At 66.6% G+C, this 21,657-nt stretch carries 25 protein-coding genes, 3 tRNA genes and 2 pseudogenes; 12 read left to right on the plus strand and 18 right to left on the minus strand.

Annotated elements, in window-relative coordinates; translation table 11 throughout:
• The first annotated feature begins 23 nt into the window (after positions 1–23).
• A tRNA-Ser gene (locus tag AC5Y4S_RS28075) sits at positions 24–113 on the plus strand.
• A gap of 1 nt (position 114) precedes the next feature.
• Here the strand turns inward: AC5Y4S_RS28075 and AC5Y4S_RS28080 are convergent.
• From AC5Y4S_RS28080 to AC5Y4S_RS28095, 4 genes are read right to left on the minus strand one after another with little or no spacing between them, the layout of a single operon-like run.
• A complete protein-coding gene (locus tag AC5Y4S_RS28080; RefSeq protein ID WP_500035820.1) occupies positions 115–1,221 on the minus strand; it encodes an Rv2629 family ribosome hibernation factor in 1,107 nt (368 codons plus the stop codon).
• A 35-nt stretch (positions 1,222–1,256) separates the two neighbouring features.
• Entirely contained in the window at positions 1,257–1,448 is a 192-nt protein-coding gene (locus tag AC5Y4S_RS28085) for a hypothetical protein (protein WP_066941663.1), read from the minus strand.
• Positions 1,449–1,478: 30 nt separating this feature from the next.
• Positions 1,479–2,717 carry a lipase LipE gene (gene lipE, locus AC5Y4S_RS28090; RefSeq protein ID WP_500035821.1) on the minus strand — a complete coding sequence of 413 codons (1,239 nt, stop codon included), beginning with the start codon at positions 2,715–2,717 and terminating at the stop codon, positions 1,479–1,481.
• 25 nt (positions 2,718–2,742) lie between these two features.
• The gene (locus AC5Y4S_RS28095) at positions 2,743–3,567 is read right to left on the minus strand and encodes a crotonase/enoyl-CoA hydratase family protein (protein WP_500035822.1); all 825 of its coding nucleotides are present in this window, start codon (positions 3,565–3,567) and stop codon (positions 2,743–2,745) included.
• Between the two features lie 23 nt (positions 3,568–3,590).
• Between AC5Y4S_RS28095 and AC5Y4S_RS28100 the strand changes: the two genes are divergently transcribed.
• Entirely contained in the window at positions 3,591–4,175 is a 585-nt protein-coding gene (locus AC5Y4S_RS28100) for a TIGR03086 family metal-binding protein (protein ID WP_500035823.1), read from the plus strand.
• A gap of 53 nt (positions 4,176–4,228) precedes the next feature.
• On the opposite strand, the gene AC5Y4S_RS28105 is transcribed toward AC5Y4S_RS28100, so the two are convergent.
• Together AC5Y4S_RS28105 and AC5Y4S_RS28110 are read right to left on the minus strand one after the other, a co-directional pair.
• A complete protein-coding gene (locus AC5Y4S_RS28105) occupies positions 4,229–4,690 on the minus strand; it encodes a DUF4334 domain-containing protein (protein ID WP_500035824.1) in 462 nt (153 codons plus the stop codon).
• Positions 4,687–5,763: an aromatic amino acid aminotransferase gene (locus AC5Y4S_RS28110; protein WP_500035825.1), complete on the minus strand. Its 1,077-nt coding sequence runs from the start codon at positions 5,761–5,763 to the stop codon at positions 4,687–4,689. Before AC5Y4S_RS28110 ends, AC5Y4S_RS28105 begins: the two co-directional genes overlap by 4 nt.
• Before the next feature lie 89 nt (positions 5,764–5,852).
• Between AC5Y4S_RS28110 and AC5Y4S_RS28115 the strand changes: the two genes are divergently transcribed.
• The 3 genes and pseudogenes from AC5Y4S_RS28115 to AC5Y4S_RS28125 all read left to right on the plus strand — a co-directional run.
• Positions 5,853–5,944, plus strand: a tRNA-Ser gene (locus AC5Y4S_RS28115).
• Between the two features lie 32 nt (positions 5,945–5,976).
• Positions 5,977–6,049 (plus strand) — tRNA-Arg (locus AC5Y4S_RS28120).
• 146 nt (positions 6,050–6,195) lie between these two features.
• A pseudogene (locus AC5Y4S_RS28125) lies at positions 6,196–6,357 on the plus strand (IS481 family transposase); the annotation flags it as partial.
• Between the two features lie 39 nt (positions 6,358–6,396).
• On the opposite strand, the pseudogene AC5Y4S_RS28130 reads toward AC5Y4S_RS28125, so the two are convergent.
• From AC5Y4S_RS28130 to AC5Y4S_RS28150, 5 genes and pseudogenes are all read right to left on the minus strand, one after another.
• Positions 6,397–6,948 (minus strand): annotated as a pseudogene (locus AC5Y4S_RS28130) (hypothetical protein); the annotation flags it as partial.
• Positions 6,949–7,078: 130 nt separating this feature from the next.
• On the minus strand, positions 7,079–8,365 hold the full coding sequence (locus tag AC5Y4S_RS28135; RefSeq protein WP_500035826.1) for a PE family protein: 1,287 nt from the start codon (positions 8,363–8,365) through the stop codon (positions 7,079–7,081).
• A gap of 389 nt (positions 8,366–8,754) precedes the next feature.
• The gene (locus AC5Y4S_RS28140) at positions 8,755–10,344 is read right to left on the minus strand and encodes an amidohydrolase family protein (protein WP_500035827.1); all 1,590 of its coding nucleotides are present in this window, start codon (positions 10,342–10,344) and stop codon (positions 8,755–8,757) included.
• A gap of 27 nt (positions 10,345–10,371) precedes the next feature.
• Complete coding sequence (locus AC5Y4S_RS28145) at positions 10,372–11,199, minus strand: uracil-DNA glycosylase family protein (RefSeq protein ID WP_500035828.1); 828 nt, start codon at positions 11,197–11,199, stop codon at positions 10,372–10,374.
• A gap of 11 nt (positions 11,200–11,210) precedes the next feature.
• Complete coding sequence (locus tag AC5Y4S_RS28150) at positions 11,211–11,960, minus strand: hypothetical protein (RefSeq protein ID WP_500035829.1); 750 nt, start codon at positions 11,958–11,960, stop codon at positions 11,211–11,213.
• A 359-nt stretch (positions 11,961–12,319) separates the two neighbouring features.
• Between AC5Y4S_RS28150 and AC5Y4S_RS28155 the strand changes: the two genes are divergently transcribed.
• Positions 12,320–12,529 (plus strand): hypothetical protein, encoded by a 210-nt coding sequence (locus AC5Y4S_RS28155; RefSeq protein ID WP_500035830.1) that lies wholly within the window; start codon positions 12,320–12,322, stop codon positions 12,527–12,529.
• 30 nt (positions 12,530–12,559) lie between these two features.
• On the opposite strand, the gene AC5Y4S_RS28160 is transcribed toward AC5Y4S_RS28155, so the two are convergent.
• From AC5Y4S_RS28160 to AC5Y4S_RS28180, 5 genes are read right to left on the minus strand one after another with little or no spacing between them, the layout of a single operon-like run.
• On the minus strand, positions 12,560–13,102 hold the full coding sequence (locus AC5Y4S_RS28160; protein ID WP_500035831.1) for a GNAT family N-acetyltransferase: 543 nt from the start codon (positions 13,100–13,102) through the stop codon (positions 12,560–12,562).
• Between the two features lie 42 nt (positions 13,103–13,144).
• The gene (locus tag AC5Y4S_RS28165) at positions 13,145–13,765 is read right to left on the minus strand and encodes an Rv1289 family protein (protein WP_500035832.1); all 621 of its coding nucleotides are present in this window, start codon (positions 13,763–13,765) and stop codon (positions 13,145–13,147) included.
• 38 nt (positions 13,766–13,803) lie between these two features.
• Positions 13,804–14,304, minus strand: a complete 501-nt coding sequence (locus AC5Y4S_RS28170) for a hypothetical protein (protein WP_500035833.1) — start codon at positions 14,302–14,304, stop codon at positions 13,804–13,806.
• A 19-nt stretch (positions 14,305–14,323) separates the two neighbouring features.
• Positions 14,324–15,322 carry a phosphotransferase family protein gene (locus AC5Y4S_RS28175; protein WP_500035841.1) on the minus strand — a complete coding sequence of 333 codons (999 nt, stop codon included), beginning with the start codon at positions 15,320–15,322 and terminating at the stop codon, positions 14,324–14,326.
• 47 nt (positions 15,323–15,369) lie between these two features.
• Entirely contained in the window at positions 15,370–15,717 is a 348-nt protein-coding gene (locus tag AC5Y4S_RS28180; protein WP_500035834.1) for a nuclear transport factor 2 family protein, read from the minus strand.
• 104 nt (positions 15,718–15,821) lie between these two features.
• Here AC5Y4S_RS28180 and AC5Y4S_RS28185 point away from each other — a divergent pair, with 104 nt between their 5' ends.
• Positions 15,822–16,766 carry a class I SAM-dependent methyltransferase gene (locus AC5Y4S_RS28185; RefSeq protein WP_500035835.1) on the plus strand — a complete coding sequence of 315 codons (945 nt, stop codon included), beginning with the start codon at positions 15,822–15,824 and terminating at the stop codon, positions 16,764–16,766.
• 41 nt (positions 16,767–16,807) lie between these two features.
• Here AC5Y4S_RS28185 and AC5Y4S_RS28190 read toward each other — a convergent pair whose 3' ends face one another.
• Positions 16,808–17,209, minus strand: coding sequence for a hypothetical protein (locus tag AC5Y4S_RS28190; RefSeq protein WP_500035836.1), 402 nt, complete (start codon positions 17,207–17,209; stop codon positions 16,808–16,810).
• Between the two features lie 103 nt (positions 17,210–17,312).
• A complete protein-coding gene (locus AC5Y4S_RS28195; protein WP_500035837.1) occupies positions 17,313–18,149 on the minus strand; it encodes a hypothetical protein in 837 nt (278 codons plus the stop codon).
• Between the two features lie 99 nt (positions 18,150–18,248).
• On the opposite strand from AC5Y4S_RS28195, the gene AC5Y4S_RS28200 reads away from it, so the two are divergent.
• The 5 genes from AC5Y4S_RS28200 to AC5Y4S_RS28220 all read left to right on the plus strand — a co-directional run bounded on the left by AC5Y4S_RS28200 (position 18,249) and on the right by AC5Y4S_RS28220 (position 21,541).
• Positions 18,249–18,659 carry an MmcQ/YjbR family DNA-binding protein gene (locus AC5Y4S_RS28200; RefSeq protein WP_500035838.1) on the plus strand — a complete coding sequence of 137 codons (411 nt, stop codon included), beginning with the start codon at positions 18,249–18,251 and terminating at the stop codon, positions 18,657–18,659.
• Between the two features lie 90 nt (positions 18,660–18,749).
• A complete protein-coding gene (locus AC5Y4S_RS28205) occupies positions 18,750–18,995 on the plus strand; it encodes a hypothetical protein (RefSeq protein WP_068179979.1) in 246 nt (81 codons plus the stop codon).
• Positions 18,996–19,041: 46 nt separating this feature from the next.
• Positions 19,042–19,197, plus strand: coding sequence for a hypothetical protein (locus AC5Y4S_RS28210; protein ID WP_173817459.1), 156 nt, complete (start codon positions 19,042–19,044; stop codon positions 19,195–19,197).
• A gap of 147 nt (positions 19,198–19,344) precedes the next feature.
• Positions 19,345–20,049: a response regulator transcription factor gene (locus AC5Y4S_RS28215; protein WP_067154759.1), complete on the plus strand. Its 705-nt coding sequence runs from the start codon at positions 19,345–19,347 to the stop codon at positions 20,047–20,049.
• Positions 20,027–21,541 (plus strand): sensor histidine kinase, encoded by a 1,515-nt coding sequence (locus AC5Y4S_RS28220; protein ID WP_500035839.1) that lies wholly within the window; start codon positions 20,027–20,029, stop codon positions 21,539–21,541. The genes AC5Y4S_RS28215 and AC5Y4S_RS28220 overlap by 23 nt, the downstream gene beginning before the upstream one ends.
• Positions 21,542–21,657: the final 116 nt, after the last annotated feature.

Below are 21,657 nucleotides of genomic sequence, written 5' to 3' on the forward strand. Positions count from 1 at the left end.
TAGCCCCCGTTACCCTTATGGGCGGTGGCGTGGCAGAGCGGCCTAATGCACTCGCCTTGAAAGCGAGAGACGGCTAAAACCGTCCGGGGGTTCAAATCCCTCCGCCACCGCCAATCAGTGCAGGGTCGGCGCGTAGCGCAGCACGGCGCCGACACCGTCGGCCGGGGTGATCCGTTCGTCGGTGCGCACCAGCGACGCCCCGACGGAAACCGCGAACATGGGCAGCGCCTCGTCGGCCCGCAACGTTTTGTCGGGAGCGGCGCCCTGCTCGGACAGCACGTTCTCGTCGGGGGCGACCGTCGTCAGGCCCTCGTCGGCGACGACGGTGGCGTCCCCGACGTCGCCGATGATCAGGGTCTCCACCGCGCCCTGGCGCAGCGCGGAGCAGACCGGCCCCAATCCCTCAGCGGCCAGGCCGGATTCGCGGCCGATCTCGGCGCTGAAGCGCTGCGCGGCAGCGTCGATCGTGCGCAACTGGCGGTTGACGAATTCGTCCTCGATGGCCTGCTCGATCTCGCCGAAGTCATGACCGCTGTGCCGCGCCCCGACCTCGAGCGGGACCGCCCGGTCGCGCAACCGTTCCGGCAACGCCGCGAGCAGGTCCGAGCGCGACCGCACCTCGCCGACGACGAAGATCACGTCGATGCCCTTGTCGTCGACGAGTTCGCCGACGCGGTCGGCGACCGCGCGCATGTTCTTGCGGGCGGCCTCTTCGGTGCGCAACTGCGGGTCGCCGTAACCCGCGTTCTCGGCGCCGGCGGCCTTGTGCACGGGGTGGCCACCGCCGTCGACCGTTTCCGAATGCAGCGTGCCGCCGAGTTGGGTGGTGATGTCGGCGCCGCTGTGGTCGACGACCACCAGCACGTAGTCCGGGTGATCGAAGCTCTGCTCGAGAATCGGTACCAGATAAGGTAATTCGGACACACGGACGACGGTCATCGCGGTGGGCCGCGCCAGATGCTCGTTGATCACCACGCCGTCGGCGCTGGCGACCACCGCGCGCCCGCTGCGGCCGATCGGCGGCCGCAGGTCCATGACGGCGGCTTCGATCTCGTCGATCACCGCTTGGGCGGCGCCCTTCTGCTCGAGTTCCTCGCGCGCCGCCCGCCACTTGAGCTCGAGCTGGGCCTCGGCGTCGTGGGTGTCGTGCGAGTCCTCGAAGTAGACCGAGGCGAACGGCCCCGGTGCGTCCAGCAGCTTGCGGAAGCGTTCAGATTGCATACGTAGTTGGTTGCCCCGCCCGTCGGGAGGCAAAACTAGTAGCTTCGATCACCCTCGCTGTCGTCGAAGAAGTGCCATTCGCCGTCGCGCTCGACCTCCATTCGCCAGCCGAGTTCGTTGCCCTCGACTTTGTTGTCGGCGAACCACGCGTGCGCCTTGTCGGCGCTTTCGATGTCCTCGGTGGCGACGACGTCGCCCTTCGGGTTGAGCACTCGATATGTAGCCATGCGTTGCAGTGTTCCCACCGCCGCGCGGCCTCAACCGGTGCGGATCTCCGCGGCGATGGTGTCCATCAGGGCGGTGTATCGGCGGACTTCCGGGTCGCGGCCGGGCTTGCCGCTGCTGATCACGCCGGCGGCCATGTCGCGCTCCGGGTCGGCCCAGACGGCGATGTTCGTCAGACCGAGGTGACCGAACGCCGCCGTCGCGTTGCGACCGAACGGTCCGAACCGCTTGGTTCCCAGGATGAATCCGGTGCCCCAGCGGGCCGGCATCAGGCCGATCGCGAAATCCGGTCGCAAACGCCGGCATTCGGCGGCCGCGCCCCGCATCGTCTCCGGGCTCACCACCCGAACGCCGTCGAGTTCGCCTCCGCGGCGCCAGATTTCGGCGAACCGAGACAGCTCGTCGGCGGTCGAAATGGTGTTGGACGACGGGACGATCGTGGTGAGGAACATCGGGGTGTTCGTGTACGGGATGATCTCGTGCACGGTTCCGCCGATCGCCTTGCGGAAGATCTGGGCGATCACCGGCGGCAGGGTCCGGCCGGTGGGGTGACTGGGTGCGACCAGCGGAACGTCTTGCTTGGCGACGCCGAAGTTGGTCCACCGGAAGCCCAGCGGGTCGAGGATCTCCGTGGCGAGGATCTCGCGAATCTCCTTGCCGGTGGCCGCGTAGATGATCTCGCGCATCAGCGGGCCCCACGTCAGCGCGTGATACATGTGCACCAGCCCGGGGCGGTAGAGGGGCCGCAGTTCGCCGAGCTTCTGCTGCGCGTATTCGTGGTCGTCGGCGCGCTTGACGTCCGGCCTCGGCCCGGTGGGGAAGGGCAGGCCCGCGCTGTGGGTCATCACGTGCCGGATCGTGATGCGGTCCTTGCCGTGGCTGGTGAAGGTGGGCAGGTATTCGCAGACCCGGTCGTCCAGCGAGAAGACGCCCCGCTCGGCGAGCATGTGCACGACGGTCGCGGTGATGCCCTTGGCCGCCGAGTACACGCAGAAGGGTGTGTCCGTGGTGACGGGGATCTTCTCGGCGTCGGGCGGGTCGGTCGGCGCGTTGCCCCAGCCGTGGCCGATCGCGCGGTTGAGCACGACGCGCCCGTGCTGGCGGATGCACACCTGGATCGCCGGGTGCAGGCCGGCCTCATACCAGTGCCGCGCGGCCTGCCAGATCCGTTCGACCGCCGCGCTGTCGATCTCGGAGTGATCCTCTGCGCCGATGGCCGTCACGGAGTCCAGGTCGGCCGGGACGCGGATTCTTCCGTCGGTGGTGGTCACTTCAGCGAGAGTAGCCAAGGGCGCGCTACTCGCCGGTGAACTGCGGCGGACGCTTCTCGAACGTCGCGGCGATGCCTTCGGTCAGGTCCTTGGACGGCAGGAAGGCGGCGTTCCAGGCGGCGACGTACCGCAGGCTGTCCGAGACGGCGGCGATGCGCTGCTGGTCGAGGACGTCCTTGACGCCGTGGACGGTCAGCGGCGGGTTGGCGGCGATCTCGGCCGCGGTGGCGTGGGCGGCCGCCAGCGTGGCGTCGGCGTCGTCGTACACGTCGTTGACCAGGCCGATCTTCTCGGCCCGGGCCGCGTCGATGTCCTTGCCGGTCAATGCGAGCTCGCGCAGGTGCCCGTCATTGAGGATCAGCGGCAGCCGGGCGAGGCTGCCCACGTCGGCCACGATCGCGAGCTTGACCTCCCGGACCGAGAACTTGGCGTCGGCGCTGGCGTAGCGGATGTCGACCGCGGAGATCAGGTCGACTCCGCCGCCGATGCACCAGCCGTGCACCGACGCGATGGTGGGGGTGCGGCAGTCGGCGACGGCGTTGATCGCGCCCTGCATGCGCTTGACCTCGCGGTGGAACACCGCGCGGGGGCCGGCCAGCGCGACGCCCGACAACAGCGGGGCGAACGAACCGCCCATCGCGGGCACGTCCAGGCCATAGCTGAAGTTCTTGCCCGATCCGGTGATCACGATGGCCCGCACGTCGGGGTCGGCGTCCAGCGCCGCGAACACCTCGGGCATCTCCGACCAGAACGCCGGCCCCATGGCGTTGCCCTTGCCCGGGCCGATCAGCGTCACCTGTGCGACGTTGTCTTTGGTCTCGATGGTGACGGATTCGTATGTCTCGCCCATATCGAGACCGTAGCGTGGCAAATATGGCTCCTGACTTGCGACCCGGCCCTGATTCGCCACCCACCGACGAGCTGCGCAGCGCCGAGAACACGCTGGCGGTCTTGCAGCGAGTCCTGCACCCCATCGCGACCGACGACCTGACCCGGCAGACGCCGTGCCGCGAGTTCGACGTGACACGGCTGACCGAGCACCTGCTGAACTCGATCACGGGTCTTGGGCGCATGGTAGGCGCGGAACTTCCGGAGCGCGACGCCAGCGATTCGGTGGAGCGGCAGGTCGTCGCCGCGGCGCGCCCGGCCCTGGATGCGTGGCATCGCCACGGCCTGGACGGCACCGTGCCGTTCGGCAAGGGGGAGATGCCGGCCAGGGGCGCGTGCGGCATCCTGTCGCTCGAATTCCTGGTTCACGCCTGGGATTACGCCAAGGCCGTGGGGCACGATATCGACGCTCCGGAGCCGTTGGCCGAATACGTGCTGGGCCTGGCGCACCAGATCATCCGCCCAGAGCAACGCAGCCGCGCCGGGTTCGACGAGCCCGTCGACGTGCCGGCCGACGCCGGTGCCCTCGAGCAGCTGATCGCGTTCACGGGCCGCGACCCGGCGCGGTAGCTTTCCGCCGTATCGCCGAGCGTGCGGCCAGGCGCACGCTCGACGCGTAAGAGCTACACCCGCTCGAGGAAGAAGTAGTAATAACGGCCGGCGTCTAGCACGCCCTTGCCGTTCATGATGCCCATCACCGCGTCGTCGTCGATCTTCTTGAAGTGGTCGTGCACGGGCTGACCGTCGTAGACCATGGTCGCGGTGACTTCGCCGCGGAACTCCTCCAGCCACAGGCTGGCCTCGCCCTTGCCCATCGCCTTGTTGGAGAACTTGTTCCCGTCGGCGTCCAGGCACACCAGCGGCTGCACGTCGCCGGCCGACTTGAAGGTCTTGCCGTACCAGCCGGCCTTTTCCAACTGGCCGTTCATCTTGTGGCCGGTGACGAACTCGCCGCCCTTCCACTCGCCCATCATCTCGTCGATGGCGGCCGGCTGCAGCGTCGCCCAGAAGTCGTCGAGCTCGGCATCGGCGATGTCGCCGGCGCGTTCCTTGAATTCGGTGAACTTCTTGCGCGCCAAGCTCATTGGTTCTCCTTTATCCAGTCGCGGGCAAACCGCAGCAGCGCGTCGTTTTCCTCCGGCGCCCCGATGGTGACCCGCACCCCGTCCGGCGCGAACGGGCGCACCACGATGCGCGCCTCGGCCGCCCGCGCCACGAAGTCCTGTGTCCGTGTCCCCAGGGGCAGCCAGACGAAGTTGGCCTGCGACGGCGGCAGGGCGAACCCGGCGTCGCGCAAACCGGCACTGACACGAGCGCGCTCGGCGACCACGGCGTCGGTGCGGGCCAGCAGCTCGTCGGCGGCGTCCAGCGAGGCCATGGCGGCGGCCTGCGAGATGCTCGTCACCGCGAACGGCACATAGACCTGGTCCAGCGCGGTGATCACGTCGGGATGCCCGACCGCGTAGCCCACGCGCAGGCCCGCCAGCCCGTAGGCCTTCGAAAAGGTCCGCAGCACAACGACATTGCTGTGGGTGCGGGCCAGCTGCAGGCTGTCGGGCAGCATGCCGTCGCGGATGTACTCGACGTAGGCCTCGTCGATGGCGATCAGGATGTGCGGCGGCACGGCCTCGACGAAACGGGCCAACGCTTCCGGGTCGACGACCGTCGACGTCGGATTGTTGGGGTTGCACACGAAGATCAGCCGGGTGCGCTCGGTGACCGCGGCAAGCATCGCGTACAGGTCGTGCGTGTGGTCGGTCAACGGCACCTTGACGGCGGCGGCGCCGGCCACCTGAACCATGGGCGGATACAGCTCGAAGCTGTGCCACCCCATCACCACCTCGTCCCCCGCGGCGGCGGTGATCTGGATGACCTGCTGGCACAGGCTGACCGAACCGCAGCTCACCGCGACCTGCTCCGGCGCGAAGTCCGCGGCGCTTGCCGAGCTGAGGTGCTTGGCCAGCGCCGCCTTGAGCTGCAGGTTCGCGCTGTCCGGGTAGCGGTGGATCGTGTCGGTGGCCCGTTCGATCGCCGCGCGGACGCTGGGCAGCGGCCCGTGCACCGTTTCGTTGCTGGCCAGTTTGATCAAGCCCGGCACCGTCTTGCCGGGAACGTAGACGGGAAGCCCCGCCAGCTCGGGTCGCAGGCGGGCGGTCACTTCGACAGCATATGTCGGCGCTGTGTACGCTATGCCTCCGGCGGTTCAGGGACGGCTGTAAGGGTTCGGGTACCCTCAGGAAGTCCGATGGAGGCGTGCCAGAGCGGCCGAATGGGGCTCACTGCTAATGAGTTGTCCCCCTCAAAGGGGACCGGAGGTTCAAATCCTCTCGCCTCCGCCACGCCCTTTCGGGGGCGAGACAACTGAAGACAGGCGCCCGTAGCTCAACGGATAGAGCATCTGACTACGGATCAGAAGGTTAGGGGTTCGAATCCCTTCGGGCGCGCACATTTCCTGTATTACCTCGGCTGATGGTTGACATTTCGTCTTCGGGTGATGCCTGACAGTGTTTCGGCTGATGCTTGACAGTTACTTCGGCTGATCCTTGACACTCCCTGGATGAGGGAGTTGAGCGTGGCCGAGCAGCGGTATCTGGCCGTGGGCCGCCACTATGCCGGCGCCCGCTGCGATGTCCACGTCGACGGTGAGCTACTGCGGTTTTGGATCGGCGACGATCTCGTCAAAACCGCCGCCCGCACCAGCCGCGGCACGGTACGAAATAAACGGGCCCTGCGCACCAGCGCACAGGCCTAACCACAACATGAGTGTCAAGGATCAACCGACATAGAAACGTCAAGCATCAACCGACTCTGAACAGGCGCGCACATTTCCAGCGGAAACGCACCGCAGCACACTCGCGACACGCGTATCACCCGCTACTTTCCTGATACTTTCCGTTGCTACTTTCCCGGCGGCGTAGCGGTCGAGGGTTTCGCGGACGTCGGGACCGCTGGTTCGGCGCTGCAGATGATGCGCTTCGGTCGTCGCGAGTTTGGCGTGACTCAGTTGCTGCTGCGCCGCCGCGGGACCATGACGTCGCGCACTGCGGTCGCAACAGATCTCCGGAATGGGTAAGGCGTCACCCACGCCAGATCGTCGGGCAGCGCGGCCCGTAGCGCGCGGCGCATATTCGCCAGACTCATCCATCCGCCGTCACGGTTGGCGAAGACCGGCCCTTCGAGGCCGCCTGTCGGCGATGAGCGCCGTCAGTGCCTCGACACAAAACCGGAGGAGCACCACCGTGTGTGGCGGCGCACGGTGCTTGCGGTGGTCCTGCCGATGTAGCGGCTTGCGCCGGATCTTGCCGCGATCAATCAGAGTGCCGGTCGCCCGCGCGGACAATGGTTGGACCCGACCATGATTCAGCCGAGCCTCTGGGCGCGCTCGCGCTCGATTAGGGTTTCATGAGTCGCGGCGTGAGCCTCTGTGCTTTCTGCTGCACCCAAAGAACTACTCGCCTGGGGTGAATGCGGGATCAGGGGAAGGTATTTGCCAAGTAATTCAATAGAGCCGCCTGGCCGGGGAGGCCGCCCGAGAAGGAGAAGTGGGGTGACCCCCCAATTGGGTTGGATACGGATCCCGACTCGCTGATGCCGAAAACGGTCGCGCTTTCCGTCGCCATGCCTCCGTACATATCGGCGGCCGACATCCCTTGGAAAGAGCCGACCTGCACGTTGAAGGGCCCAGCTCCGAAGGTAAATACCCCCGTCACGTCTTGCTGGATTCCGTCGGCGCCCCACGGCCCGACTAAGTCGCTGGTAATGGTAACGCTCGGACCGAATCCATACCAGCCAGAAAGGGATCCGCCGGTGCCGAACAGAGAATTTATATACGATGAGACACCCGCAAAGGGATTTTGCCCATTGAGTAGCTGCGTAATACTATATTGAAGGCCCAGTTGACCTATCGCGTGTCCAAGCCAATCCGGATATTTGTATCCAAGATATCCTCCGACAAGAGCACCACCTAGAACGCCCCACGGCCCACCTGGTATTCCCAGTTCAGCACCAGTTTCAATACCGAGCCAAATGGTTTCACCACCAACAATTTTACCGATAATCCAACTCCCCACTTTATCCGAAATCTGCTCTCCAAACCAATTGTTAAAGTCCTGAATGGTCTTGCCCGACGTAAGGTCATTCCATAGCTGTGAGTCAATCTTAAATAAGTCCCAGTTGAGCGATATTTTGTCAAGTAACGACGACGCAGAGACTGCCTCGGCGCCAGCATAGGTGCTTCCGGCCGCGCCCAGCAGCTTCACAAACTGACTGTGAAACGCCGCCGCCTCGGCCTGGGCGGCCTGAAATCCTCGGGCGTGGGCACCGAACAGTGCCGCAATCGCCACCGACACCTCATCAGCAGCGGGTGCCGCGATGGCCGTCGTTTGACTCGCCGCCGCCGCATTCGCGCTGCGTAGCGCGGAGCCCAAGTTCTCCAAGTTCCCACTCGCTGCTGCCACGATGTCCGGCGCGATGCTGAGGGACGACATAGTTGACTCCTTTGCGGACGTCTTTAACGTCACCCCCGGGATGGGCGAGTTTACTATGCGGATCGTATGAGTTTCAATGGGCTGCTTGACTTCCGGTCTTCGATCTGGAGTAAGTGCAACAACGCGGCATCCGTCCGCCACAGCTTGCGGGTTTCCGGTTATGCGCACGAGTCTGCCGCGATCGCTTTCAAGATCTGTCAGGTAGGCGATCTGCTCGGGCGTGAGCTGGTCGGTCAGGTCCCGCCAGCCCGCGGCGCTGTTTTCGGGTGTCATACTTATTGTTGTCGAACTCCTTGGTAGCTCGTCCATTCCCCCGGGCTGTTCGCGCAGCCGCCGGAGCCTTTGGTTTCTCGGATAGGGTCTCGGATCGCTCTGACATCGGCGGCCCGCGAACGCGATAATCTCCACTTTCCTGATACAAACGCCCGCGAATCGGCCCGGATTCGCCCGCACTTTCACGGACGGTCGTTTCGGTAAACCACTGCGCCACAGGGCGATAACGGACCCATGCGGACTCCGGCGGACGTTGGGAAAGTATCAGAAGGTTAGGGGTTCGAATCCCTTCGGGCGCGCACATTTCCGCACATTTCCGCATCGGATGCCGGTGAAAGCGACGCGCGGCCTTCGCATTCAGTCACAATTCAGCGCTGTGCCACGGCGGGTCAGTAGTAGGCCTTTAGAGCCTGCTTGACCTCAGCGGGCAGATTCAGCTGGCCTTGCAGGCCGTCGCCGTACGCGGCGTCAACCGCCACGCACACGGGGTCGAGGCTGAGCGACTTGGGCGCCGCTGCCGCTGCCGCCAACGCCGGTAACCGCGCGTCCGGCCCCGTCTGCTGCCCGGCAAGGGGCAGGCTGGGACGGAGAGCAAACCCGCTCAAGTGCTCCTCATCGAGCGCCAGGCGCATCTCGGGTTCCGACGCGGCCGTCAGGCTTCGCCCGGCGACACCCTGCCCGCGCTGTTCGTCCGCGAGCAGGGTCGGCAACCGCTGCAACGCGTCGGTCAACGCGGCCCGGGCGTCGGCAAAAGTGATGGGCGGGACCTTCGGATCATTCGGCCCATAGTCCGCCACGCGCGTATCGGTCCCGAGCGCCAACGCCTCGCCGGCGACGCCGAAGCCGGACATTAGGTCCCTGGTTCCGATGACCGGGCGCCCGTCGACCAGCACCAGCACGACGTCGGTTTCCTTGGCATCGATCAAAGCCGCATAAGGATCTGCCGACGGCGCCGCCGCAATCACAGTGACGCCGGCGCGCTTGGACGGCTCGATGCTGCCGATCAGTGCGCCCCATTTCACGATCGCCGCCGGTGCGCTCGTCGCCATCGCGACAATGTCGCGGTCGGAGAGTCCTATCTGATCGATCTCATTGACGATCTTGGCAACCTTGAGCTCGTTCAGCAGGTTCTTGCTGCCCGAGGGCGACCAGTCCGAGCCGAGGGCGACGGGCACTCCGGCGGCGCGGGCGGACTTGACGTCCGCGGTGCCGCCATAGAGTAGAAGGTTGCTCAATGGCGACCACACCATCGACGCCTGGTTCTGGGCCAGCACGGCGAAGTCCTCTGGTTTGAGCGCGGCGCAATGGATGCCGGCCAGTGCCGGACCGATCGCCCATTGCGTGCCATTGTTCAGCGCGAGGAAGGCGTTGCGCGCTTCGTCGTCCAGGCCTTCGCTCAGGTGGAGCAGCAGACAGGACGCCTTGTCGACCTCCTTCTTGAATTGCGCCCATTGCGACGCTGCCACGTCGGGAATGTGCGTCGTGGCTCGATGAAACGCGGCGTCGTTGGGATCGTCGACCGCCCGTAGGGCGCCGTGGTAGTACGCCTGCAACTGGTCGGACTTGAGCGAGATGCCCTCACTGGTCGTCACACCCCCGAGCAGGCACTTGGTTTCGGCGTAGCGCGCGACCGCCGCAAGCAGGTGCGGGTCCTTGGAATTCGCGATTGTCGTCATCGGGGCGGACACCGAGCGGACATAGTCCTTGTCGTTCTGCCATTGGCCGCGGTTCGTGTAGAGCTTCGGAACCTGCCACATCGGCAAGGCGTCGTAGCTCAGGTGATTGTGCAGCTCGATCAGTCCCGGGAAAATGAACCCGCCCGTCTCGACGACCGGGGCTCCGGCGAACCCCTGGGGCGCCGCGGCGCCACGGTCGCCGGCCGAAACGATCTGGTTGCCGTCGATGTAGACCGCACCGTTCGGCCAGGTATCGAAGGCGGTGTTCATCGTGACCACAGAGCCGTGCAGGACGAATTTCATGGGTCTACTCCCTCCGCGAGGGTCGCCTTAAGGGGTGGCCGGGATGATGCCGTCGGGGACCTGGACGGTAATGGTGCGCCGCTTCAGCGCCGCCGTCGTGCCGGTGCGCGTCGCCCATCCGCTATCGCCCTGCATCCAGGCCGGCGTTCCCGCCGGCAGATCGAATGCCGGAATGGGCGGCAATTCGGCCGGAAGGAATGTGGCGCCATAGGGAACGAACTGGCGTGCCGCGTCGGGCTGGGTGACCGCGCTGCGGAGAACCTGCAGCGCCGCGTTCCATTGGACCAGCATGGCCGTGGTCGCGGCGGCGATCTGTGCCGGCGTCCCGCCCGTGCCCTCCGGCGAGGTCGGGTGGGGCACATGCTGATACGCGAGTGCCTTCCAGTCCGCATTGGCCGGATCCTGAAGAAAGTCACGCCAGGCTTGATCCGCGAGGGAGCCGAACGCCACGACCGCCTCGATCGCCCCCGGTGCCAGCAGCGCGGAGAGCCACCGGTTGCGGTACTGGACGACGGGCGGGTCGCTGACATGCTGGTTACCCCCGCTCTGACCGTAGACGCTGTAGAGGAAGGTATTGACCATCACATAGCTTCGGTCGAGGCCGAGCTTCGCCAGAAAGCCCTGGACGCGATGTCCCGCCGTCCCGACCAGGATCCGGCGGACCACCGCCTCGTGCTGGGCTGGATCCTGGCCGATGCAGAGGAGACGCGCCGTACCGTCGAGCCGGCCACGATGGAAGATCGGGCCCCATTCGACTCGGAACGCGTCGTAGGGATACACCGCCGCCGCCGGCGCCTGATCGCAGAGGGTCAGGAACGGCTCGGCGACGTAACCGGGATCAAAGGTCTGGGGCATCAGACTGAGCGTCACTGGTTGCCCCGTTCTTGCCGGGTTTTGTGCGATGTCGCGGGCGTCTGCGAAGCAGTGACCGGGACAGTAACGTCGCCGCTCTCGGCGAGTAGTTGTTCCCAGGTGCCGAACGACATGCAGAACCGTCCGCCGCGACCGAAGTTGGTCCCCCAGCTATTCCATAGCCAGATCAATTGGTTGTCGGCGTCGATGCCGTCGACCACCACCTCGTGGCCGCCACGCACGGTGGCATCGTCAGTGATCGTGACCAGGCCGGTGTTCGGGTCGGGCTCGTCGAAGCTGGTGTACCAGTTGAAGCCGGTGATCACCGGCTGGATCACCAGCGCCGTCAAAGCGTGTTGCAGCCCAAATGCGTGCCGGTACGAGGAGATCCAGCCGAGCTGTTGGGCGGCCTTGCACACCATGAGCCCCGAGCCGCCGGGGTCGTTGGGCGGATACGGCTGGCCCTCGAGTTTGGTTTCCAATTCGTAGAGCATGACCGCATCGGATTCGGTGTAGGACTTGGCGCCGGTGTAGTCGGGCGCGGAATTTAGCGCCCCGCACAATGCATTTGCGGTGCACGAGCCGATCTGGCCCTGGTCGAGTGGCAAGCCGGTCGCACGATGGTCGACCGAGACGATGGCCTGCGCCCTCTCGGCCGGGAAGTCACGCGACCGCGGGTCGTGTTCGATGTGTCGTCCAAGGCGCCGAGTTTGCACGACGGTCTCGGCGAGTCGCTTGCGGACGATGTGGGTCTGGCTTGCCATCAGTTTCTCCTTGGAATTTGAAAAGCAAACGGCGCGACCGCTAATGCGTCCACGTCGTGGTCCGCCGAGCGGACCGAGGCACCATCGAACAGGTTGCACCGATGCTCTGAGTGCCATCACCGGTTCGTTCGGTGTCAGAACTATTACGCAAGGTCACGCGGAGCACATGAGTAGCGCACTACCCCACTTACATTCGCATCCCGGCTTTGTCGGCGGCCGTGGCGGATTCAAGATCGGAGCCGGTGTCGGGCGCGCTCACGAGGTGGTGGTCGACTTCCCCAAAAAGATTCGAATCGTTAAGAGTCCGTTCATTGTGGGTGCGCGGTTTCGGCGCTAACTTCCGCACATGACTAACAGCATTGCGCGAATCGGTGGTGGCGGCGGCGGCTTCGTGGGTGGCGGCGCCGGTGGACGTGTCGGGGGTGGTGCCGGTGGACGCCTCGGCGGTGGCGCCGGTGGCCGCGTGGGCGGTGGCGCGGGTGGACGCCTCGGCGGTGGCGCGGGCGGCCGCGTGGGCGGTGGCGCCGGAGGCCGCGTCGGCGGTGGCGCCGGCGGTCGCTAGCCCCTAACTCTTTTCATTCGGTAAAGGCGCCCCCGGCTCAGACGATCGGGCCGGGCGGCGCTTCCGTGTCGGCCGAACCGGCCAGATCGAGCTGCATCCACGCGACGTCGTGCCAGCGGCCGTGTTTCCATTCGACGCGCCGGTACAGCCCGGCCTCTTCGAATCCGAAGGATCGATGGAAACGGTTGCTGGCCTCGTTGGGTTGGGTGATGCCGGCGAGGGCCTGCCGGTAGCCGCGTTCCGTCAGCCGGCGCAGTAGCCGGGTGTAGAGCGCGCGGCCGACGCCCGCGCGGTGGTGGTCCGGATGGACGTAGAGTCCGGTCTCGGCCGTCCACCGGTAGGAGGGCAGGCGATTGAGCGTGTGCCCGAAGGCGAATCCGACAATCCGATCGTCGCGTTCGAGGACGAGCCACTCGTGGGTCTCGCGGGCGGCGGTGATCCGCGCCGCCATCTCCGCTTCGCTCGGGACTTCGAGCTCCCAGCTGATCGCCGTCTCCAGCACATAGGGGCGGTAGATCGCGACGCAGGCGGCCGCGTCGTGCGCGGAAGCGGGGCGCACCAGGCCGATGCTCGTTTGCATGTAAGCAGTCTGTCACTGCTTGCAGGCGAGCGACTTTGGCCGCTACACCGGCGACCAGTCGTCCCAGGACTCGGCGAAGTCGAGAGTCGTCCGCGGGATCTGGGCGGTGGCGATGATCTCGCGAAAGTGGTCCTGCCAACCCCACCACATGGAGACGTGAAAGACGTACTGGTACCAGCTGAGCTGGTACCCATCGGGGATGTCCTCGCCCTTGTTCTCGGGGGAGAACACCGCGACGGCCAACAGCCCGATCACCGTCGAGGCGGGAAGCTGGATCCTCCCGGTTCGCCAGATCTGCACTCCCGCGGGGCGGGGCCCATGCGGCGTCAGTTCGAAACCCTCGCGCAGTTCGGCCTCGTGGCCGTGGTTCCAGCGGTGCACGCCGTATAGGACGTCGGCGATGTCGGGACGGCCGTCGGGCAGGTCCGATTTCACCGCGATGGGAAAGCGGCTCTGATCGAAATCGATGCCGGGCGCGGCCATCACCTGAAAGATGTCCAGCGAGTCTCGGATCGTGCGCTTGAACCGGGTCGCGATGCCCTGCTGCGAATAGCGCTTCTTCGAGGTGCCGTCGACCGCGTTGCAGGCGTGCAGCATCGCCGCGTCCCAATCGCGGTGCTCCCAATGGTCAAGCGAGCGCCTGACCGATTCCCCGACGTCCACGGATGGAGGCTAGCCCCGTGGCCCCCAACGTGTCCCGGTTATGGGCGCGGTTGGAACGGCCGACGCGGCGGGATGGTCACCGTCTGGGTCACCGTGCTGGTTTCGGTGCTCGGCGAAACGGTGACCGTGCTCGGCGGAACCGTCGTCGTCGGAGTGTCGGTGCTCGGGGTGCCGGTGTCGGTGCTCGCCGGCGGGGCGGTCTCGGTGACGGTCTGCGTCGGCGCGCCACCGCCGCCGCCGTGGTGGTGCGGCGGCTCCGTCGTGGTGGGCGCCGCCGAAGCGGTGGTGGTGGGAGCCGGTGTCGTCGTGGTGGTGGTCGGAGCCGGCGACGGCGAACCGGCCACCAGCTTGACCACCGCGTACGCCGCGAGGCCGAGCACGATCACCCCGAGAGCGCCGGCCGCGACCAGCGCCGCCGGGCGGCGATACCAGGGAGTCGGTGGCTCGGGCGGCTGAGCGGCCGGTTCGTCGTAATAGCCGCCGTAGGCGGCCTGGGTCGGCTCGGAGTAGAAGTCGGGGTTCTCGGGGTAGGGCGGCACGAAGGGAGATGTTAGTGGGTCAGGATTCGTCGCCGATAAGCGTCAGCGCCCGCTCGAACAGGTGCACCGTGGCGGCGTGCAGCTGGTCGCCGACCGCTTTTTCGGCCTTGCCCGCGCAGGCCCGGGCCAGCGTCCCCTCGATCACGATGCCGAGCTTGAAGCAGGCCAGCACGGTGTACCAGGTGATGTTCGACAGGTCGCGGGTGGTGTTGGCGGCGTACCGCTGGAACAGGTCGTCGGTGCTGGCCAAACCGTCCTGGCCGCCGAGGGCGTGGCTGAACACGCTCGAGCCGTCGGGCTGGCGCCAGGTCGCCAGCAGCCAGCCCAGGTCCAGCAGCGGGTCACCGATCGTGCACATCTCCCAGTCGACGATGGCGACCACCTCGGGTCCGGTGCGGGAAAACATCACATTGGCGGCGTGGTAGTCGCCGTGCATGATGCCGGGGGTCCAGGCCGTCGGTCGCCGGCGCTCCAGCCAGGCGGAGACCTCCTCGATCCCCGGGATGTCGGGCCCGGGGTAGCCGTCGTACTCGCTGTAGGAATCCAGCTCCGAGAGCCACCGCGGCACCTGACGCTCCAGGAAACCGTCCGGCTTGCCGAAGTCGGCCAGCCCGACGGCGACGTGGTCGACGGCGCCGAGCCGCGCCAGCGCGTCGGCCATCGACAGGCCCATCCCGAACCGCACGCTGGCGTCGCCCGCGTGCAAAGGCGGCAGCCCCTCGCCGGCGTTGAACCCGTCGACCGGCTCCATCAGGTAGAAGACCGCATCGCCGAGCACGCTGGTGTCGTCGCAGGTGGCGATCAGGTGCGGGTGCGGCACATCGGAGCCGGCCAGCGCCGCAAGGACTTTCGTCTCGCGCAGGATCACGCTGTTGCTGCGCGGGCGCAGATGCCGCGGTCCGCGCCGCAACACGTACGGGCGCCCGGCCCGGGTGAATCGCAGCATGACGTTCTGGGTGCCCCCGGTGACGGTGGCGACGTCCTCCAGCGGACCCTCACCGAGCCCCTGCGCGGACATCCATTCCGCTACGGCCTCGAGGGCCCCGACGTCGGTGGGCTCCACGGTCAGCCCTTGGGCCGCGGGGTGTAGCGAATGGTCTGCGCCCAGATCATGCCGTCGCGAAAGACGAAGGTATCGACGCCGTCGTCGACCCGATTGAGCGGTGAATCGGCCGCCCACTCCAGGAACAGCACGTCGCCCTCGAAGACCTGGTTCTTGAGATCCCATGCCGCGTCGGGCAGGTCGTCGAGCAATTTCGCGAAGACCCCGCGAATCTCGTCTCGGCCGCGCGCGACGCCGGCCCCGGTGATGACCACGGAATCCTCGGTGTAGTCGGCGACGATCCCGTCCAGGTCGCCTGCGCCGAGCGCCTGCCCGTGGTGGGCAAATATCTCCTGCGGCGTACGGGTCATGGGAAGAAGCGTAGGTCACCGGCGGTGGGCAGCCGGCACCGCCGGAGTCCTGGAACAATAGTGTGGGCAACTAACGAACTGAAGGCTTGGGAAGGGAAACCGCGATGCCGCGTACCGACAACGATTCCTGGGACATCACTCAAAGCGTGGGAGCCACCGCGCTGGGCGTCGCGGCGGCGCGTGCCGCTGAGACCGAGAGCGAGAACCCGCTCATCAAGGACCCGTTCGCGCGCCTGTTCGTCGACGCGGCAGGCGAGGGGATGTGGAGCCTCTATGCCGACCCCAAGCGGCTCGCCAAGGCGGTCGAGCTCGAACCGGAGGTTCGGTCACGGATTCAGCTGATGATCGACTTCATGGCCACGCGCACAGCGTTTTTCGACGAGTTCTTCATGGGCGCGGCCGACGCCGGCGTCCGCCAGGTGGTGATCCTGGCCGCCGGCCTGGACGCGCGCACCTGGCGGCTGCCCTGGCCCGACGGCACCGTCGTGTACGAGCTGGACCAGCCCAAGGTGCTGGAGTTCAAGTCCAACACGTTGCGCGAGCACGGCGCGCAACCTAACGCCCGGCTGGTGAACGTGGCGATCGATCTGCGTCAAGATTGGCCAAAGGCGTTGCAGGAAGCCGGGTTCGACGCGTCGCGCCCGGCGGTGTGGTCGGCCGAGGGCCTCGTGCGTTATCTGCCGGCGCAGGCCCAGGACCTGCTGTTCGAGCGCATACATGCGCTCAGCGCGCAGGGTAGTTGGCTCGCCTCCAACGTCCCCGGCGAGGGCTTCACCGACCCCGAGCTCGTTCGTCGACAGCGCGAGGACATGCAGCGGATGCGGGCCGCGGCGGCCAGGCTGGTCGACACCGAAATCACCGACTTCGACGACCTCTGGTACCCCGAGGAGCGCACGCCCGTCGACGGCTGGCTGCGCGAGCACGGCTGGGACGTGTCCACGGCGACCTTCGCGGAGCTGATGGCCCGCTACGGCCGCACCATTCCGCAGGACGGGGGGAACGTTATGCCGCCCACCCTCTACGTGTCCGCGCAGCGGCGAGCGGGCTGACCGCGATCTCGTTGAGAGCCAACGGCTTTCATGGTGAACCGCTAGGGGGACATGCCGGAGTCGATCCAGCGCTGAAAGACGTCGACTTTCTGGGCTGACCACGCCCCGTCGCATGGCATCGAGCCATCGCGAAGGCGTTGGACGATGGCCGCCGCGTGAGCCTTGACGTCGTTGTAGGACCACAGGTCGAACGCCCACTTCATCGAGTCGCGGTCGTCCGCCCGGAAGAGCGGCTTGATGTTGCGTTCGAACAGGACCTCCTCGCCGGCGCCCGGCAGGGGCTGGCCCGTGCCGGTGGCCGTGCCGACTTCCGAACCGACGGTGACCGACGGTTGGCGCTGAGTCGCCGAATCGGTGTGGGAGCAGCCGGAGGCCAACGCGACGGCCGCGGCTGTCGCGGCGACGGCCGGCAGCGCGGCGAGCGAGCGATGAGGCTGGCGCATAACGGTGGTAACCCTCCTGGTCGGTGCGCACCCTTGGATGGGAACGACTCTCCGTGGGATAGGACCCCGGGTTACTCGTGAGCGGCCGTGCGGCGAGGGGCGGCTAACTCGAAGCCTGCAGGCCCGCCGAACTTTCCACGTCGCGCTTGATCGCCGCGATCGCGTCGACGGGTGTCAGGTCCTGACCCTCGCTGTTCTGACCGAGTTGCGGCCAGCCCGCGCCGCCGGGCCCTCGCAGCTGGTCCCAGATGTCGCGGACCTTGCTCAGCAGTTCGGCTTGTTCGTCGTCGGTGAGCGCCATCAACCATCCTCCGTTCGTACTGATGCCGCACGCGGCGGCGAAATCCTGCGGTGTCAGCCCGTCGGCGGAATTCATGTCGCAACGGCCGAACGGTGGGCACCCCTGCGGCAGGTTGGGGCTGTAGCCCGTGCCGTCGGTGTACTGGTGCGCGACTTGACCCGGAAGGTCCGGGTTGGACCCGTAACCGGCCGCGATGACGCGCAAGCCCGCGGGCCGCGTGCGCCACATGTTGGAGAAGTCATAGGCGTTGGCGTACCCGATGATTCGCGCCGCGGACCCGGCGTAGTCGGCCAGGTTCCAGTACAGGCTGTTGATCCAGCTCGAGCCGTCACCGGGTGGGTTGCCGCCGGCTTCGACGTCGAGCATCAGCGTGACCCGCGGGTGCAAGCCGCCCGCCGCATCGATCATCGAGCGCACGGTGTTGGCATTGTCCAACCAGTTCGGCCGCACGTAGGTGTAGACGATCCCGAAGGTCAGGCGCCCGCTGTCCAAGGCCGCGCGCATCCATGCGTAGTTCGCCGCGAAGTTGTGATCTCGATAGGTGCCGTCGCACACCCGGATGGAAAGCACCGGGTACGGATAGGAATCGTCCACGGGCACTTGGAATTCGGAGACGTCGGCGAACAGGGTGTCGGTCACGGCGCATCGACCCGAGAGTTCAGCCGAGAGCGATCCATCTCAATCCCCCTTCACCGCAACCCCACTCGCCATGCTACCGACCACGGTAATCTCGCGGTTATGGCTGAGCGGCCGGCCCGGGTCAGTGACGTGCATCGGATCGCCGCGTCGATGCCACACGTCAAGCGCTTGGAGGGCCCGAAGGGCAACCCCATCTATCAGGTCGGCGGGAAGTCGTTCGTGTTCTTCCGCACTCCACAGCCCGACGCGATGGATCCGGACACCGGTGAACGCTACGGCGACGTGATCATGCTGTGGGTGGAGTCGGAAAGCGACAAGCTCGCGCTCGTCCAGGATCCCGCGTCGCCGTTCTTCACCACAAGCCATTTCGACGGGCATCCCTCGGTGCTGGTACGGGCCTGCCGACTCGCCGAGATCACCAGGACCGAACTCGCGGAGCTGATTCAGGACGCGTGGCTCTCCCGCGCCTCCAGGCGGCGCGCCGAGGCCTGGCTCGCGGAGCATTCCTGATAACGGGCGCGTTAAGGCGTCGGCGCGGACCACGTTTAGACGCAAGTCCAACGGGTAACGCTAGGTCCACGAGATTTTTTCTCGAACACAATGGAGGTCACCATGGGTGGTCGCGGAGTGATCGGCGGGATTGTCCTGATCTGGTTGCTCATCGGAGTCTTCGCGGCTTTTCAGCGCGACTACTTCAAGGGCGGCGCAACGAATTGTGTCACCGCGGGAAACATTGCGTTGACGGTTATCGCCGGTCCCCTGAATTATGCGGGCGTCAATCCCAAAGTCAAGGATTGCCATGTCCCGCAGCCCAGTTCAATGCCCAGTGGTCTAGCGGTGGTCTAGAAACGGCCAGGAAATAACGTAGACCCCTCACAAAAAGGAAGTTGTCATGATCATCCTCGGCGTAGTGCTACTCATTCTCGGGTTTGTGTTTAGCCTCCCGCTGTTGTGGGAGATCGGCATCGTCGTGCTCGTCATCGGCGCGGTGCTGTGGATCATGGGCTCCGTCGGCCGGCCGGTCGCCGGCAGGCGGTATTGGTACTAGGCACCCCGTGAAACCGGATCGCGTGACTGCTCGGCAGTCACGCGATCTTTTCACAGGTGACGCAAAGGAACGCCATAGCGTTGCCTCAGCCCGGCGCGGATACTGGAACCTGTGACGCAGTCCCGGGCTTCTGTAGAGCGGGTTGTCATGTGCCGCGCGGACGGCAACCCGATCAATGTCCTCGTCGTTGACGACGAAGCGGTGCTGGCCGAAATGGTCTCCATGGCGCTGCGATACGAGGGCTGGACCATCTCCACCGCGGGCGACGGCGCATCGGCGATCGCCGCGGCCAGGGCCCAGCGACCCGACGTTGTCGTGCTTGACGTGATGCTGCCTGACATGAGCGGGCTGGATGTGCTGCACAAGCTGCGCGAGGACAATCCGCAGCTGCCGGTGCTGCTGCTGACGGCCAAGGACGCCGTCGAGGACCGCATCGCGGGCCTGACCGCCGGCGGCGACGACTATGTGACCAAGCCCTTCAGCATCGAAGAGGTCGTGTTGCGGCTCCGGGCGCTGCTTCGTCGCACCGGGGTGACGACCGTGGACAGCGGCGCGCAGCTGGTGGTCGGGGACCTGGTGCTGGACGAGGACAGCCACGAGGTGACCCGCGCGGGCGAACCAATCTCGTTGACCTCCACCGAGTTCGAGCTGCTGCGGTTCATGATGCGCAACTCCAAGCGGGTGCTGAGTAAGGCCCAAATCCTGGACCGGGTGTGGAGTTACGACTTCGGCGGGCGGTCGAACATCGTCGAGCTCTACATTTCCTACCTGCGCAAAAAGATCGACAACGGTCGTGAACCCATGATCCACACGCTGCGCGGCGCGGGCTATGTCCTCAAGCCGGCCCGCTAGGACGCGGCGGGTCTGGTCACTTCGGCTCCGGCTGCTGGTCGGCCAGATCGTCGTGCTCGCCATCGTCTGCATCGGCATCACCGCGGCGACCGAACTGGCGTTGTTGCACCACTTGGTCGCGCAGCTCGACGGGCAACTTGCGGGGACCTCGTACCGCTCCGCGCTGATGTACCCCGAACCGAAACGCCCGGGCTGGCGCCACGAGTCGCACTTCTATCCCAGACCGGGTTCCGGCCCGCGGTTCCTCGATGCCCCGGGCCAGCCCGCCGGGATGGTCGCCGCGGTCATCACCGACGGCAAGATCGTCGACGCCGGATACCTGACCAGCGACGGCGCGCGGGCCTCGTTGACCCAGGCCGCGCAGACGCAACTTGAACACATCGCCGGCAGCCGCAAGCCGGTGACGCTCGAACTGGACGGACTCGGTCGATACCGCGTCGTCGCCGCCCCGAGCCGCAGCGGCGGGGACGTGATCGTCACCGGCCTGTCGATGTCGAACATCGACGCCACCATGATCCGGATGCTGGTCATCCTCGGGATCGTCACGGTGATCGCGCTGGTCGCAGCGACCAGTGCCGGCGTCGTCATCATCCGGCGGGCGCTGGCCCCGCTGCGTCGCGTCGCGCAAACCGCCAGCGAGGTCGTCGAACTGCCGCTGGACCGCGGCGAGGTCGAGTTGCCGGTGCGGGTGGCCGAGTCCGACGCGAATCCGTCCACCGAGGTGGGTCAGCTCGGGTCGGCTCTGAACCGGATGCTCGACCACATCGCGGCGGCGCTGTCGGCCCGGCAGGCCAGCGAGACCCGGGTACGCCAGTTCGTCGCCGACGCCAGCCACGAACTGCGCACGCCGCTGGCCGCGATCCGCGGCTACACCGAGCTCACCCAGCGCATGGGTGACGACCGCGAGGCCGTCGCGCACGCGATGAGCCGGGTGGCGTCCGAGACCGAGCGGATCACGCGCCTCGTCGAGGACCTGCTGTTGCTCGCCCGCCTCGACTCCGGCCGGCCGCTGGAACGCCAACCGGTGGATTTGTCGCGGCTGGCGGTCGACGCCGTCAGCGACGCGCACGTCGCCGGGCCGGATCACCAGTGGGAGCTGGACCTGCCGGAGGAGCCGGTGGTCGTCACCGGCGATGCGGCGCGGCTGCAGCAGGTGCTGACCAACCTGCTGGCCAACGCCCGGGTCCACACCGCGCCCGGCACCGTCGTGACGACTCGGTTGAGCACCGAGCCGACGCAGACCGTGCTGTCGGTCATCGACAACGGCCCCGGCATCCCGGCGGGGCTGCAGTCCGAGGTGTTCGAGCGGTTCGCCCGCGGTGATTCCTCGCGCTCGCGCAAAGGCGGCAGCACCGGGCTCGGATTGGCGATCGTCTCCGCGGTGGTCAAGGCGCACCACGGGACGATCACGGTTGACAGCGCACCCGGTCACACCGAGTTCACGGTGCGGTTGCCACTCAACGGGTGGCAACCGCCCGCATCAATCAGCTGAGGCTGGATTGCCCGCCTCTCCCCCTCGCCGCTTCGCGGCTGGGGGTGCCCCCACAGCGGGCCGGTCCCGGGCCCGCATCGTCACCGGGCTAAGGCCCGATTGCCCGCCTCCTCAGC

The organism is Mycobacterium sp. NGS64 (genome assembly GCF_059812245.1).